At 62.6% G+C, this 13,673-nt stretch carries 16 protein-coding genes; 11 read left to right on the plus strand and 5 right to left on the minus strand.

All coding sequences use genetic code 11. The features are described 5' to 3' along the window. Positions 1 to 76: 76 nt before the first annotated feature. The 5 genes from oscA (at position 77) to ATH90_RS01120 (ending at position 4,191) form a co-directional block, all read left to right on the plus strand. On the plus strand, positions 77 to 259 hold the full coding sequence (gene oscA / locus ATH90_RS01095) for a sulfur starvation response protein OscA (protein ID WP_007941032.1): 183 nt from the start codon (positions 77 to 79) through the stop codon (positions 257 to 259). 74 nt (positions 260 to 333) lie between these two features. After that, a complete protein-coding gene (locus ATH90_RS01100; RefSeq protein ID WP_034101867.1) occupies positions 334 to 1,344 on the plus strand; it encodes a sulfate ABC transporter substrate-binding protein in 1,011 nt (336 codons plus the stop codon). Positions 1,345 to 1,502: 158 nt separating this feature from the next. Then, positions 1,503 to 2,321, plus strand: a complete 819-nt coding sequence (gene cysT / locus ATH90_RS01110; protein ID WP_012721625.1) for a sulfate ABC transporter permease subunit CysT — start codon at positions 1,503 to 1,505, stop codon at positions 2,319 to 2,321. 13 nt (positions 2,322 to 2,334) lie between these two features. Further along, positions 2,335 to 3,207 (plus strand): sulfate ABC transporter permease subunit CysW, encoded by an 873-nt coding sequence (gene cysW, locus ATH90_RS01115; RefSeq protein ID WP_034101868.1) that lies wholly within the window; start codon positions 2,335 to 2,337, stop codon positions 3,205 to 3,207. A 3-nt stretch (positions 3,208 to 3,210) separates the two neighbouring features. Continuing rightward, a complete protein-coding gene (locus ATH90_RS01120; protein ID WP_034101869.1) occupies positions 3,211 to 4,191 on the plus strand; it encodes a sulfate/molybdate ABC transporter ATP-binding protein in 981 nt (326 codons plus the stop codon). Positions 4,192 to 4,324: 133 nt separating this feature from the next. Here ATH90_RS01120 and ATH90_RS01125 read toward each other — a convergent pair whose 3' ends face one another. Beyond that, positions 4,325 to 4,849 (minus strand): Mpo1 family 2-hydroxy fatty acid dioxygenase, encoded by a 525-nt coding sequence (locus ATH90_RS01125; RefSeq protein ID WP_098465551.1) that lies wholly within the window; start codon positions 4,847 to 4,849, stop codon positions 4,325 to 4,327. A gap of 83 nt (positions 4,850 to 4,932) precedes the next feature. Here ATH90_RS01125 and ATH90_RS01130 point away from each other — a divergent pair, with 83 nt between their 5' ends. Both ATH90_RS01130 and ATH90_RS01135 read left to right on the plus strand, forming a co-directional pair. After that, complete coding sequence (locus ATH90_RS01130; protein ID WP_098465552.1) at positions 4,933 to 5,619, plus strand: Crp/Fnr family transcriptional regulator; 687 nt, start codon at positions 4,933 to 4,935, stop codon at positions 5,617 to 5,619. 37 nt (positions 5,620 to 5,656) lie between these two features. Beyond that, a complete protein-coding gene (locus ATH90_RS01135; RefSeq protein ID WP_069021030.1) occupies positions 5,657 to 6,022 on the plus strand; it encodes a response regulator in 366 nt (121 codons plus the stop codon). Between the two features lie 127 nt (positions 6,023 to 6,149). On the opposite strand, the gene ATH90_RS01140 is transcribed toward ATH90_RS01135, so the two are convergent. Beyond that, positions 6,150 to 7,154, minus strand: a complete 1,005-nt coding sequence (locus ATH90_RS01140; protein WP_098465553.1) for an AraC family transcriptional regulator — start codon at positions 7,152 to 7,154, stop codon at positions 6,150 to 6,152. A gap of 101 nt (positions 7,155 to 7,255) precedes the next feature. Here ATH90_RS01140 and ATH90_RS01145 point away from each other — a divergent pair, with 101 nt between their 5' ends. Continuing rightward, positions 7,256 to 8,350 (plus strand): fatty acid desaturase, encoded by a 1,095-nt coding sequence (locus ATH90_RS01145; protein WP_098465554.1) that lies wholly within the window; start codon positions 7,256 to 7,258, stop codon positions 8,348 to 8,350. Here the strand turns inward: ATH90_RS01145 and ATH90_RS01150 are convergent. The 3 genes from ATH90_RS01150 to ATH90_RS01160 form a co-directional block, all read right to left on the minus strand. Continuing rightward, on the minus strand, positions 8,241 to 9,176 hold the full coding sequence (locus ATH90_RS01150; protein WP_098465555.1) for a LysR family transcriptional regulator: 936 nt from the start codon (positions 9,174 to 9,176) through the stop codon (positions 8,241 to 8,243). The two genes, ATH90_RS01145 and ATH90_RS01150, sit on opposite strands and share 110 nt — an antisense overlap. Before the next feature lie 97 nt (positions 9,177 to 9,273). After that, positions 9,274 to 10,443, minus strand: a complete 1,170-nt coding sequence (locus tag ATH90_RS01155) for a CynX/NimT family MFS transporter (protein ID WP_098465556.1) — start codon at positions 10,441 to 10,443, stop codon at positions 9,274 to 9,276. After that, on the minus strand, positions 10,430 to 10,891 hold the full coding sequence (locus ATH90_RS01160; protein WP_098465557.1) for a nucleoside deaminase: 462 nt from the start codon (positions 10,889 to 10,891) through the stop codon (positions 10,430 to 10,432). The genes ATH90_RS01155 and ATH90_RS01160 overlap by 14 nt, the downstream gene beginning before the upstream one ends. A 106-nt stretch (positions 10,892 to 10,997) precedes the next feature. On the opposite strand from ATH90_RS01160, the gene ATH90_RS01165 reads away from it, so the two are divergent. The 3 genes from ATH90_RS01165 (at position 10,998) to ATH90_RS01175 (ending at position 13,673) form a co-directional block, all read left to right on the plus strand. Beyond that, positions 10,998 to 11,849 (plus strand): LysR family transcriptional regulator, encoded by an 852-nt coding sequence (locus ATH90_RS01165; RefSeq protein WP_034101883.1) that lies wholly within the window; start codon positions 10,998 to 11,000, stop codon positions 11,847 to 11,849. Positions 11,850 to 12,086: 237 nt separating this feature from the next. Continuing rightward, entirely contained in the window at positions 12,087 to 12,899 is an 813-nt protein-coding gene (locus ATH90_RS01170; RefSeq protein WP_098465558.1) for an energy transducer TonB, read from the plus strand. A 54-nt stretch (positions 12,900 to 12,953) separates the two neighbouring features. Next, complete coding sequence (locus ATH90_RS01175) at positions 12,954 to 13,673, plus strand: MotA/TolQ/ExbB proton channel family protein (RefSeq protein WP_034101888.1); 720 nt, start codon at positions 12,954 to 12,956, stop codon at positions 13,671 to 13,673.

Here is a 13,673-nt window from a genome sequence, read left to right on the forward strand (position 1 = left end):
TTATCTACTATCGCCCTCACGCCGCAAGCAGTGCCGCCACTGCAAGGCACGCACTATTCATTTCAGGAGCGAGACCATGAGCGCATCTCTACGTAGCGTCGACGGCCAGGACGAAGCAACCATTTTGCGTGAGATCCAGAGCGCCCTGCGCGATCTGCGGTTTGGCGCAGTGGAAATCACCGTGCATAACGCGCAAGTGGTACAGATTGAACGCAAGGAAAAATTCCGTCTGCAGAACCCGGGTAACAAACCGAGCTAGGCAAGAACGGCGATTCGCATGCTAGACCCGCAACTATAAGAAAAAGCCAACACCCCAGAATTTCAGGAGCTTCTATGTCGTCGATTCGCCGTTATGCCCTGGCCGCCCTGGCCAGCGCCGTGTTTGCAGGTTCCGCGGTTGCCAAGGACTACGAGTTGCTCAACGTCTCGTACGACCCTACCCGTGAGCTGTACCAGGACTACAACGCGGAGTTCACCAACTTCTGGAAACAGTCCCACCCAGGTGACAACGTCAAGATCCAGCAATCCCACGGTGGTTCGGGCAAACAAGGCCGTGCCGTGATCGACGGCCTGCGCGCCGACGTGGTCACCCTGGCCCTGGCCGGCGACATCGACGAGATCGCCAAGCTGGGCAAGACCCTGCCCGAAAACTGGCAGACCCGCCTACCGGACGCCAGCACCCCGTACACCTCGACCATCGTGTTCCTGGTGCGCAAGGGCAACCCTAAAGGCATCAAGGATTGGGGCGACCTGGTCAAGAAAGACGTCTCTGTGATCACCCCCAACCCGAAAACCTCCGGCGGTGCCCGCTGGAACTTCCTCGCCGCCTGGGCCTACGGCCTCAAGGCAGGCGGCAGCGAAGCCAAGGCCCAGGAATACGTGAAAGAGCTGTTCAAGCACGTGCCTGTGCTGGACACCGGCGCGCGCGGTTCGACCATCACCTTCGTCAACAACGGCCAGGGTGACGTATTGCTGGCCTGGGAAAACGAGGCGTTCCTGGCCCTGAAAGAAGACGGCGGCGCCGACAAGTTCGATATCGTCGTGCCTTCCCTGTCGATTCTCGCAGAGCCACCCGTGGCCGTGGTCGACAAGAACGCCGAGAAAAAGGGCAATACCGAAATCGCCACCGAATACCTGAAACACCTGTACAGCCCGGCTGGCCAGGAAATTGCGGCCAAGAACTTCTACCGCCCACGCGATGCAAAAGTGGCCGCCAAATACGCCCAGCAGTTCCCGAAACTGGACCTGGTGACTATCGACAAAGACTTCGGCGGCTGGAAAACTGCCCAACCGAAATTCTTTAACGACGGCGGCGTGTTCGACCAGATTTACACCGCGCAATAACGCAATCTGGCGGCGCACGCTTTACCCTGTGGGAGCTGGCTTGCCTGCGATAGCATCACCGCGGTGTGACTGACATACCGAGGCGCTTGCATCGCCGGCAAGCCCGCTCCCACAGGACGTGTGTGCCTTCAGTGGTTTTCCCTTGACCAAGGACTCTTATGTCGCGTCGTATCTCCCCCGTCATACCCGGCTTCGGGCTGACGCTGGGCTACACCGTGGTGTACCTCAGCCTGATCGTACTCATCCCCCTCGCGGCGATGTTTGTACACGCCGCTCAACTCACCTGGGATCAGTTCTGGAACATCATCTCCGCACCGCGTGTGCTGGCGGCGTTGCAACTGAGCTTCAGCACCGCGCTGTACGCCGCGCTGATCAACGGCGTGATTGGCACGCTGCTCGCCTGGGTGCTGGTGCGCTATACGTTCCCCGGCCGCAAGATCATCGATGCGATGATCGACCTGCCATTCGCCCTGCCCACCGCCGTCGCCGGTATCGCGTTGACGGCGCTCTACACGCCTAACGGCCTGGTTGGCCAGTTCGCCGCCGACCTGGGCTTCAAGATCGCCTACACCCCCTTGGGCATCACCCTGGCGCTGACCTTCGTCACCCTGCCGTTCGTGGTGCGCACGGTGCAGCCGGTATTGGCCGATATCCCTCGGGAAGTCGAAGAGGCCGCCGCCTGCCTGGGCGCCAAGCCGTTGCAGGTGTTCCGCTACATCCTTGTGCCTGCGTTGCTGCCTGCCTGGCTGACCGGCTTCGCCCTGGCGTTTGCCCGTGGTGTCGGTGAGTACGGTTCGGTGATCTTCATCGCCGGCAACATGCCGATGAAAACCGAGATCCTGCCGCTGCTGATCATGGTCAAGCTCGACCAGTACGACTACCGCGGCGCCACGTCCATCGGCGTGCTGATGCTGGTGGTTTCCTTTGTCCTGCTGCTGCTGATCAACTTGCTGCAGCGGCGCATCGAACGTCCATAAGGAGGCGCGGAACATGTCCCAATCGTCTATTTCCGCCGCGTCCTCGGCCAACGCCGCCCGGCGTGGCAGTGCTGCATCCCGGCGCGTTCTGATCGGCCTTGGCTGGCTGGTGTTCGCCCTGTTCTTGCTGTTGCCGCTGTTTATCGTGGTCACCCAGGGCCTGAAAAACGGCCTCGGCGCGTTCTTCACCGCGATCCTCGAGCCGGACGCGCTGTCGGCGCTGAAACTCACGGTGATCGCCGTGGTGATTTCGGTGCCGCTCAACCTGGTGTTCGGCGTCAGCGCCGCGTGGTGCGTGAGCAAATACTCGTTCCGTGGCAAAAGCATCCTGGTGACACTCATCGACCTGCCGTTCTCGGTGTCGCCGGTGATCGCAGGCCTGGTCTATGTGCTGATGTTCGGTGCCCAGGGCTTCTTTGGCCCGTGGCTGCAGGACCACGACATCCAGATCGTGTTCGCCTTGCCTGGCATCGTGTTGGCGACCATCTTTGTCACCGTGCCCTTCGTGGCCCGTGAACTGATCCCGCTGATGCAGGAGCAGGGCACTCAGGAAGAAGAGGCCGCACGCCTGCTCGGTGCCAATGGCTGGCAGATGTTCTGGCATGTGACCGTGCCGAATATCAAGTGGGGCCTCATCTACGGCGTGGTGCTGTGTACCGCGCGGGCCATGGGTGAGTTCGGCGCGGTGTCGGTGGTGTCGGGCCACATTCGCGGCGTGACCAACACCCTGCCGCTGCATGTCGAGATTCTCTACAACGAATACAACCACGTTGCCGCGTTTGCGGTGGCGAGTCTGCTGCTGATCCTGGCGCTCTTCATCCTGCTGCTCAAGCAGTGGAGCGAGAACCGTATCAATCGCCTGCGCGCCGCTGCGGCTGAGGAATAAGTCATGTCGATCGAAGTCCGTAATGTCAGCAAGAACTTCAACGCCTTCAAGGCCCTGAACAGCATCAATCTGGACATCCAGAGTGGCGAGCTGGTGGCGTTGCTCGGCCCGTCCGGCTGCGGCAAGACCACCTTGTTGCGCATCATCGCCGGCCTGGAAACCCCGGATGACGGCAGCATCGTGTTCCACGGTGAAGACGTGTCCGGTCACGACGTGCGTGATCGCAACGTCGGCTTTGTGTTCCAGCACTACGCGCTGTTCCGCCACATGACCGTGTTCGACAACGTAGCGTTCGGCCTGCGCATGAAACCGAAAAACCAGCGCCCGAGCGAAAGCCAGATCGCGGTCAAGGTGCATGAGCTGCTGAACATGGTGCAACTGGATTGGCTGTCCGATCGCTACCCGGAGCAGCTTTCCGGTGGCCAGCGCCAGCGTATCGCCCTGGCCCGCGCCCTGGCGGTGGAACCCAAAGTGCTGCTGCTGGACGAGCCCTTCGGCGCACTCGACGCCAAGGTGCGTAAAGAACTGCGCCGCTGGCTGGCACGGCTGCACGAAGACATCAACCTGACCTCGGTGTTCGTGACCCACGACCAGGAAGAGGCCATGGAAGTCGCCGACCGTATTGTGGTGATGAACAAGGGCGTGATCGAGCAGATCGGCTCACCGGGCGACGTCTACGAAAACCCGGCCAGCGACTTTGTGTATCACTTCCTCGGCGACTCGAACCGCCTGCACTTGGGTGAAGACAAGCACGTGCTGTTCCGCCCTCATGAAGTGTCGCTGTCGCGCCATGAACTGGAAGATCACCATGCGGCTGAAGTGCGTGATATTCGCCCGCTGGGCGCGACGACGCGTGTGACGTTGAAGGTGGAAGGCCAAAGCGAGCTGATCGAAGCGGAAGTGGTAAAGGACCACGACAGCCTGACCGGCTTGGCGCGCGGCGAGACCCTGTTCTTCAAGCCCAAGGTCTGGCAAAAAGCCTGAGTCTACCAACACCGCAAAACCCCTGTGGGAGCCGGGCTTGCCCGCGATGGCGAACTGTCAGTCGACAATGATGTTGGCTGGCCCAGCGTCATCGCGGGCAAGCCCGGCTCCCACATTTGATCTCCAGTGTCTGTTAGACCGTGGCGTTTTTCGCACGTACCGCCACCGGCCCCGACCGTTGCTCGATCTGCTGCTTGAGCCCCTGCCGCAACCCCAGCAGAAACGCCAGCTCCGCCACCACAAACAACGGCCCCACGATCAGCCCTGACACGTCGTCCACAAACGCCGGCTTCCTGCCTTCGTAGTAGTGCCCGACAAACTGGATCACCCAGCCCACCACAAACATACCGATGCCGCTGCCGAGCCACACCAGCGTGCTTTGTGCGGCCAGCGCATGCCCGGCCCACACCGACAGGCCCATCAGCACACTCATCAGTGCACCCAGCGCCCGTTCCAGGCGCAGGTAAAACCACGCCGCAAGCAGCGCGACAATCACGGCGGGCGAAACCCACAGGCTGCCCAGTGCCCATTCGGGGCGTGACAACAACACGGCCACCGCCACCACAATCAGCGGAATGCCGATAAAGTGGCTGGCGATATTGCGCGGGTCGCGGTGGTAGGCGGCGTATTGACTGAGATGGTCGACGAGGCTTTTCATTGTTATTCCTCCTGTAGGATGTTTGATCATGCCCTGTCAGCCTCTGGCGCACTGTCAACTGGGCGACAATCTTCGGAGTTCACATGGATGCAGAACAATGGCGCTCCCGGTTGGCCACCGGTCACTGGTTCAGCCACCTGCCGGCGCCTTTTCAGCATAGCTTGCTGGCTCACGCCCGATTGAGACAGCTCACGGCGGGCCAGTACTTGTTCAAGCGCGGCGACCCGCCCTGTGGCTTGTATGCGGTACTCGACGGCAGCCTGCGGGTCAGTGCAGTGAACGAGCAGGGCAAGGAAGCGATTCTCAGCCTGGTGGAGTCGCCCTTTTGGTTCGGTGAGATCTGCCTGTTCGATGGCTTGCCGCGTACCCACGATGCCTGCGCTGTCGGGCCGTGCACGCTGTTGCAGGTGCCCCAACAGGCGCTGCTGAACATCCTCGATGAGACACCCCGGTTCTGGCGTGACCTGGCGCTGCTGATGAGCCAGAAGCTGCGCCTGAGTTTTATCAGCCTCGAACACCTCAGCCTGATGCCGGCCTCGGTTCGGTTGGCTCATCGTCTGTTGATGATTGTGGAAGGTTACGGCGATATCGAGCATTCAAAGCGTGTGCTGCAGCTGCCCCAGGAAGATCTGGCGGCGATGTTGAGCCTGTCACGCCAGACCACCAACGCCTTGCTCAAGGATCTGCAAGCCCTGGGGATCGTGCGCCTGGGCTACGGCGAGATCGAAATCCTCGATCCCCAGCGGCTTCGGGAGGCGGCGCACACCTGAGGGTGTTAGCCTGCAGGCCTATCAATCGAGGTGTGTTATGCGCGTGCTGTTAGTGGAACATGAATCCGAAGAAGCACAGCGGATGGCCCAGGGCCTGAACGAGGCCGGTTACAGCGTGGAAGTCGCGGCCAACGGCATGGCGGCGCAGCGGCTTGTCGAGAGCGCCGAGTACGACCTGGTGATCCTGGATGTGATGCTGCCGGGGCTCAATGCCTGGAAACTGCAGCAGGCCATCCGGCAGAAAGGCCAGACGCCGCTGCTGTTCCTGACCACGCCCGGTGGGATTGAAGACCGCCTGCGCGGTTTGGAATTGCATGAGGATGACTACTTGCTCAAGCCGTTTGAGGCCAAGGCGTTGGTGGCGCGGGTCAAGAAGGTGTTGCGGCGCGATCGCGGGCGTTGATCGACCTGACATGCCCAGTGCTTGAACCTGCGCCTTCGCGAGCAAGCCCGCTCCCACACTTGGAATGCACTCCCCTGTGGGAGCGGGCTTGCCCGCGATAAGGCCCTGGAAACCAGCACAAATCCTTCTACCGCAACCCATCCCGAAACTGCCCCGGCGTGATCCCCGTCCAGCGCTTGAACGCGCGGTTGAAGCTGCTGGTATCGGCGAAGCCGAGCAAATGACTGATCTCGGCCAATGAGCACTGCGGGTCGCGCAAGTGCAGCAACGCCAGGTTTTCCCGGCACTCATTGAGCAACGTATCAAACCGACAGCCTTCATCCGCCAAGTGCCGCTGCAAGCTGCGCAGGCTCAGGTGCAGGGCCTGGGCGATGCGCTCGGCACTTGGCTCGCCATCCGGCAATTGCGCCTCGATGGCCGCGCGCACCTTGCGCTCCCAGGTCAGCGGTTGCAACTGGGCGAGGGTGCGCTTGAGCACGGTCTCGTTGTGCTCGGCCAGTTCGGGGTTGGCATCGTCCAGGTGGCTGTCGAAATCCCGTGCGGCGAACTCCAACCAGTCTTCCTCGGCGCCGAAAAACACCGGCGCCCGAAATACCGCGTGCCAGGGCTTGGGATCGGCCGGCTCCGGCCGGCGCAGGTGCACCGCCAGCGGCGCGTACTCGCGGCCCAGGCGGTTACGGCAGGTGCGCACGTAGATCGCGGCAAAGGCGTCGATGGCCTCCAATGCCGGCGCCGGACTGCCCGGGGGCTGCAGCAAGCGAAAACGGTAGCGCTCGCCCTCGCGACTCAGCTCCAGCGTCAGGGCATCGCTGACAACCTGGTGATACCGCACGATGCGTTCGAACACCTCGCGCAGGCTGCCGCTGGCCACCAACGCATAGCCCAGCGCATGAAAGGTGGTGGGGCTGACAAACCGCGACACCCGCAAGCCAATCGAAGGGTCACCGCTGGCTTGCACCGCCAGCTCCCACAAGCGTGTCGTGGCCGAAAGCGGGTAGCGCGCATTGGGATCGTCCATCTGCTGCGGGTCGAGCCCGGCTTGCGCACACAACGCGGCGCTGTCGAGGCTCAGGGCGTCGAGCTGCTTGCGCAGGGCGCGGGTCCAACTGGCGAGGGACGTAGGTTCGGTCATGGCAATTGGCGCTTGCGGTCAACAGGTTGGCGTGTGGGGCTAGCATCCTGCGACATCGCTTGGGGCAGGATGTGAGCATCAATAAGCAAGAGGATGGAAGCATGGACGGTACTTCTGCAAGTCCCCAGCAGATGAACGCACAACAGCGTTCGGCGCATATCCGCGAAGTGGTGCTGGCCGAGGGCGTGCGCTTGCGCCAGCAACACCCCTGGTTGCTGCACCAGGACGCATTGGGCGCGGGCATCCTGGCGTTTGCGCTGGTCGGCATGCTCGGCTCGGCGGCGCTCTACATCAGCGGTCATATGGCGTGGTGGGTGTGTCTGTTGCTGAACGCGTTCTTTGCCTCGCTGACCCACGAGCTGGAACATGACTTGATCCACAGCATGTACTTTCGCAAGCAGCGCCTGCCCCACAACCTGATGATGGGCCTGGTGTGGCTGGCGCGGCCGAGCACCATCAACCCTTGGGTGCGCCGGCACCTGCACCTCAACCACCACAAGGTGTCGGGCACCGAAACCGACATGGAAGAACGCGCCATCACCAACGGTGAACCCTGGGGGTTTGCGCGCTTGCTGATGGTCGGTGATAACGTCATGTCGGCGTTTATCCGCATCCTGCGGGCCAGGACCTGGAAGCACAAACTGAACATCCTCAAGCGCTCGCTGCTGGTGTATGCGCCGCTGGCGCTGCTGCACTGGGGGGCGTGGTATGTGTTCCTCGGCTTTCATGCCGCCAATGGCATCGCCAGCCTGCTGGGCGCGCCAGTCGAATGGTCAGCCGGCACCCTGCAGATAATGCAGGTGATCGATATCGCCGCCGTGGTGATCATCGGCCCGAATGTGCTGCGCACCTTTTGCCTGCATTTTGTCAGCTCCAACATGCACTACTACGGCGATGTGGAACTGGGCAACGTGATCCAGCAGACCCAGGTATTGAACCCGTGGTGGATGTGGCCGCTGCAAGCGTTCTGCTTCAACTTCGGCAGCACCCATGGCATCCACCATTTCGTGGTGAAGGAGCCGTTCTACATTCGCCAGATGACCACCAAGGTGGCGCACAAGGTCATGGCCGAGATGGGCGTGCGCTTCAATGATTTCGGCACGTTTGCGCGGGCCAATCGGCTTGGTTTTCCACCGCCTGCAGGGTTTCGATCAGCGCCTTCGCCGCAGGCGACAAGCGCACCCCAGCGCGGCTGATCACTGCGCAGCGGTTGTTCAGACTGTCCAGGGCGTGAGGCATGTTGCGCCAGTGCAGCACCTGCAGTTCGCCACGGGCGAATGCGTCGACGAAGGCTTCCTCGGCGCCCAGGCCAATGGCGTCGGATTGCTGCACGATAGTGGCCAGCGCGGCAAACTGCTCAAGCTCGATCGCGGGGGCAAAGTCGATGCGCCCGCTGAGATTGGCCAGCAGTTTGCGAATCCCCGGCGCGATCAGCGGTGTGGCGAGTGGGTAGCCGAACAGGTCGTTGGTCGACAGGCTGTCCTTGGCCAGCAGCGGATGCCCTGTGCGGCAAAAAAACACGCTGCGCCGTGGCGTCAGGGCCTGGGTCTGAAAGTTCGGGTCAGCCTCGAAGTGACGCACATCGGCGATAAAGAATTCGATCTCTTCACGGTTCAGGCTGCGCCCGAGTTTTTCCCAGTTATCCACCTGCAAGGCGGTGCGTACCTTGGGGTAGGTGGAGATAAAACGCGCCATGGCCTGGGGCACCAGGTTCACGGCAGCCACGGCGTCGCTGCCGAAACGCACTTCGCCAGCATCGAGTTTGGTCATGCGCGTGACTTCATGGCTCAGCAATGCCGCGCCTTGCACCAGGCTCAAGGCGTGTTGCAGGACCACCTGGCCTTCGGGCGTGGGGCGCAGGTCTTTTGAGGCGCGGTCGACCAGCACGCAACCGAATTCCTGCTCCAGGCCCTGGATGCTGCGGCTGAACGCAGGCTGCGTGATTCCCATGGCGTCCGCCGCACGTACGAAACTGCGGTGCTCATTGAGCGCGATGAAGTAGCGCAGTTGGCGAAGGTCCATGGTGTGCCCGGCATCCTGTTGGGGAACCGGGATTTTAAGGTGACTGCTTATTCCGTCAATGAAGCATGTTTGTTTTATCTAGACCTTAAATGCATATCTATAGAGCAGGCGCCGTGCGATAGGAGGCGGGGCTGAACACCCGTGTCACCACCAGCATCGCGACCGCCGTCACCGTGAGTACCACCCAGGCGCTGACAAAGCTGCCGGTGAGTTCACGCAGCCAGCCGGTCAGCCATGGCGAAATCGCATTGATCAAAAAGCCTACGCCCTGGACGAAGGCCGCCAGTTGCCCGGCTTGGCGAGGGTCGCGGTGATGGTCCAGGGTCAGCAGCAGGCTCAGGGCAAAACACGCCCCCAGGCCGAAGCCGCACAGCGCCACCCACAGGTGGGGAAACTGCAACGGCGCGAGCAGCAGGCCGAGATAGCCGATGGTCTGGGCCAGCAGGCTGATCCACAGCAATGGCCGGCGGTCGATCCCGCGTTGCGCCAACACCGGCATCAACAGCGCGGCGATCACCTGGAAGATGGTCATGAAGGCCAGCAATGAACCACTGGGCAGTACCCCCCAGCCCAATTGCTGGTAGTACGCCGGCAACCACGCCACCATGCTCATATAGCCGCAATTGACCAGCCCGAAGTACAGCGCCAGCAGCCAGGCGCGGCGGTTGCGCAGGCCCTGGAATGCAGGCGCTACCCGTGGGTTTTTCGCCGCGCCCAGCGGCAACCAGGCCCACAGCAGCAACGCCGCCAATGCTGGCAACCACCACACGCCGAGCCCGGCTTGCCATTGCTGGAAGTGGCTGGCCGCCACCGGGCTGAGCAGGGCCGCCAGGCCGCCACCGGCCATCAACGACGCCGAATACACACCCATTGCCACTGGCACGCGGTGATGGAACTCACGCTTGATCATCGCCGGCACCAACGCCTGGATCAGCGCTACGCCGGCACCGCCGAGCAAGGCCGTGACCAGCAAGACGGAGCCTTGGCCCATCAGCCAGCGAGCCAGGCACGCCAGCAGAATCATCACCAGGCCCAGGGCGATGCCTCGTCGCTCACCCAACTGCGCTTCAACGCGCACGCCCACCAGCGCCACCAGGCCCATGCACACCACCGGCAAGCTGGTGAGCAGTGCACTGCTCTGGAAGCTCAGGCCGGTGGCCTGGCGTATCTCGCCGAGCAACGGGCTGATGGAACTGAGGATAGGGCGCAGGTTAAGTCCCAGGACCACCAGCAGGCCCCAGCCAGCGAGGGATTTATTCAGGGGCATGCAGGGTTTTCCACTCGCGATACAGGGCGGTCATGGCCGCGTCGGGCAGATGCTGGATGTTCAGGCGTTGTTCGCTCAATGGCAGCCCTACTTGCTGACCGATCGCCGCCGTTGACAGGCCAAACGGCTCGGCCATGGCGTTGCTGGCGGCAAACACTACCCGCTCCACGCCGCACAGGTACATGGCGCTCAGGCACATCGGGCAGGGTTGGCCGCTGGCATAGATCACACAGCCGTCCAGGCGCGCCCCGAGCAGCTTGCTCGCCGCACGGATCGCCAGCAGCTCGGCGTGGGCGGTGGGGTCCTGGGTCAGGTGGATTTCATTCACGGCGTCCACCAGCACTTCGCCGTTGCGCGTCAACACTGCGCCAAACGGCCGGCCACCATGGGCGACATTGGCCTGGGCCAGTCGGATGGCGCGTTGCAGGTGCAGGTGATCGTCGGTCATGGGGATCCCTCGGGGCAGGATGAAAGGTGAAGTATGGGCAGCCGTCGAGGTATTCTGAAATTAAATATAACCATGCCAACCAGTGGCAAATGGAATGGTGAGCGCCATGTTCGATCCCGTGTTGTTGCGCAGCTTTGTTGCCGTGGTGGATTGCGGCAATTTCACCCGCGCCGCCGAGCGCTTGCACTTGACCCAGTCCACCGTCAGCCAGCAGATCCGCCGTCTGGAGGAGGCGGTGGCGTGCCAGTTACTGGACCGTGACCAGCGTCGCGTGGTCGCCACGGCCGAGGGCGAGCGGTTGCTGGCTTATGCGCGGCGCATCCTCGCACTGCATGAAGAGGCTGCCGATGTATTGATCAACCAGCAAAGCGATGGCGTGTTGCGCCTCGGCGTGCCGGAAGACTTTGCCGCCGAACGCTTGATGCCTCTGCTTTCGTCTTTTGTGCTGGCCTATCCGCGGGTGCGCCTGGAGGTCACCAGTGGCCTTGGTCCGGAGTTGCAGCGCCAGTATCGCAGCGGTGAGTTCGATGTACTGCTGGTCAAGCAGATGGGCGACAGCGATGACTGCGTGGCCTCGTGGCCGGAGCCGTTGTGCTGGGTCGACAGCCGCAGCACGCCGTCCCTGGGCCGCGACCCTTTGCCGTTGGTGGCCTTCCCGGTGGGTGGCCTGTACCGCAATGAAATGCTCCAGCACCTGGAAGTGGGTGGCTGGCGTTGGCGCATCGGTTACTCCAGCGCGAGCCTGGCCAGTGTGTGTTCAGCGGTGGCGGCGGGATTGGGCATCAGTTTGCTGCCCCGCCGAGTCGTGCAGCCGGGGCATGTGGTGCTGGGCCCGGACAGCGGTTTGCCGAAGGTCCAAGGTGTACGGTTAGCGTTGTATGGGCGCAGCGGTCTGGGCGCGGCGGGGCAGACATTACAGCGCCAATTGCTCGATTTGTGCGCAAACAGCCCTGCCTGAGCCATGCCTTTGCTGAATATTTTGTATGCCTGAAAAGCATTGAGAAAACGCCTCTGGTCGCCAGGCCGCGCAGGACGCGGGCTGGGCGTTTCGGGAGTTTTATTTATGCAATTTAGATCTATGTATAACTTTAAATATTACTTTAAGAGATAAGCGTCTGGCCCCGATGATTCAGCCCTCGACGGCCTCCAGGCAGGCCTGTCGGTTTTTTGTTTCAAAACCGTAGGGAGTGAATCAATGGGCAATGTCCAGACCGCCGCCGGTGCACACGAGGCGCAATGGCGCCAGGCACCGAGTGGTGAGTTGGTCGACCTTGGCCGGGCGCACCGCGCGCCGTTGGGGCAACTGCGAACGCAGAAGACGCCAAAGCGTTTCTCAAGCCGTCGCGAAGGGATCCTGCTCGGTCTGCTGGTGCTGGCACTGCACGGTGCGGTGATCTACTGGGTGAGCCAGAAGCCCACCCCGGTGCTGCCGATCGTGCCGCCTGAAATCCCGCCGATGACCATCGAATTTGCCCAGCCAGCGCCGCCGGTGGTGGAACCTCCACCGCCTGTGCCGCCACCCCCACCGCCGCCGGTGGTCGAGCCACCGCCGCCGGTCGTGGATGAGTTGGCTGCCAAGCCGGCGCCGCCCAAGCCGATTCCAAAACCCAAGCCCAAGCCGGTCCCAAAACCTGAGCCCAAGCCTGCACCGAAGCCGATCGAGCAGCCGCCTGCGCCACCGACACCTGCGCCGCCTGCGCCCCCAGCTCCACCTGCGCCGGCTCCGGTAACGCCGGCTTCGGCCAACGCCGCGTACCTGAAGAACCCGGCGCCGGAGTACCCGTCACTGGCCCAGCGTCGCGGTTGGGAAGGCACGGTGTTGTTGCGGGTGAAGGTACTGGCCAGCGGCAAGCCGGGCGAGATCCAGGTCCAGAAGAGCAGCGGTCGCCAGCAACTCGATGACGCCGCACTGGCCGCCGTGAAGCGTTGGAGCTTCGTGCCTGCCAAGCAAGGCGATGTGGCCCAGGACGGCTGGGTCAGCGTACCGATCGATTTCAAGATTCACTAACTATTCGGCTGCGGTGTGTTGCACACGCCGCGACCTGCACAGAGGGAAAACATCATGGCATTAGCATCTCCACTTGAATCCATCGAAAGCGCGGTGATCTGGCTGCTGGTGGTTTTTTCGGTCGCGACCTGGGGCCTGGCCCTGCTCAAGGGTGTGCAGTTCGGTCGCCTCAAGGCGCAGGATCGCAAGTTCCATAAACAGTTCTGGGCGGCCTCGAGTCTCGACTCTGCCGCCGAGTTAGCCGAAACGCAGCCAGGCGCTGCGGCGCGTGTCGCCCAGGCCGGCTATGCCGCGATCCAGGTTGGCGAGGCACCCCACGCCGCCGACCTGAGCCAGGCGATCAACCATCAAGACCGCCTCGAACGTGCCCTGCGCCAGCAAATCGTGCGTGAGCGCCGCTCACTGGAAACCGGCCTGGCCGTGGTCGCCAGTATCGGCAGCACCTCGCCGTTTATCGGCCTGTTCGGCACCGTGTGGGGCATCATGGAAGCGCTCAAGGGCATCAGCGCCGCCGGTTCCGCCAGCCTGGAAACCGTGGCCGGCCCGATCGGTGCGGCACTGGTCGCAACGGGCGTCGGCATCGCCGTCGCGGTCCCGGCGGTGCTGGTCTACAACTACTTCCTGCGTCGCTTGAAGCTGACGGCTGCAGACCTGGACGACTTCGCCCACGACTTCTACAGCCTGGCGCAGAAGAACGCGTTCCGCGTGCTGTTGCACCCGGCCCTGACCAAGAATGCGACCGGCAACCCGCAGAAAGTGAAGGAGGCATCCTGA

Source organism: Pseudomonas lurida (assembly GCF_002563895.1).
In the GTDB taxonomy this organism is placed as follows: Bacteria; Pseudomonadota; Gammaproteobacteria; order Pseudomonadales; family Pseudomonadaceae; genus Aquipseudomonas; species Aquipseudomonas lurida.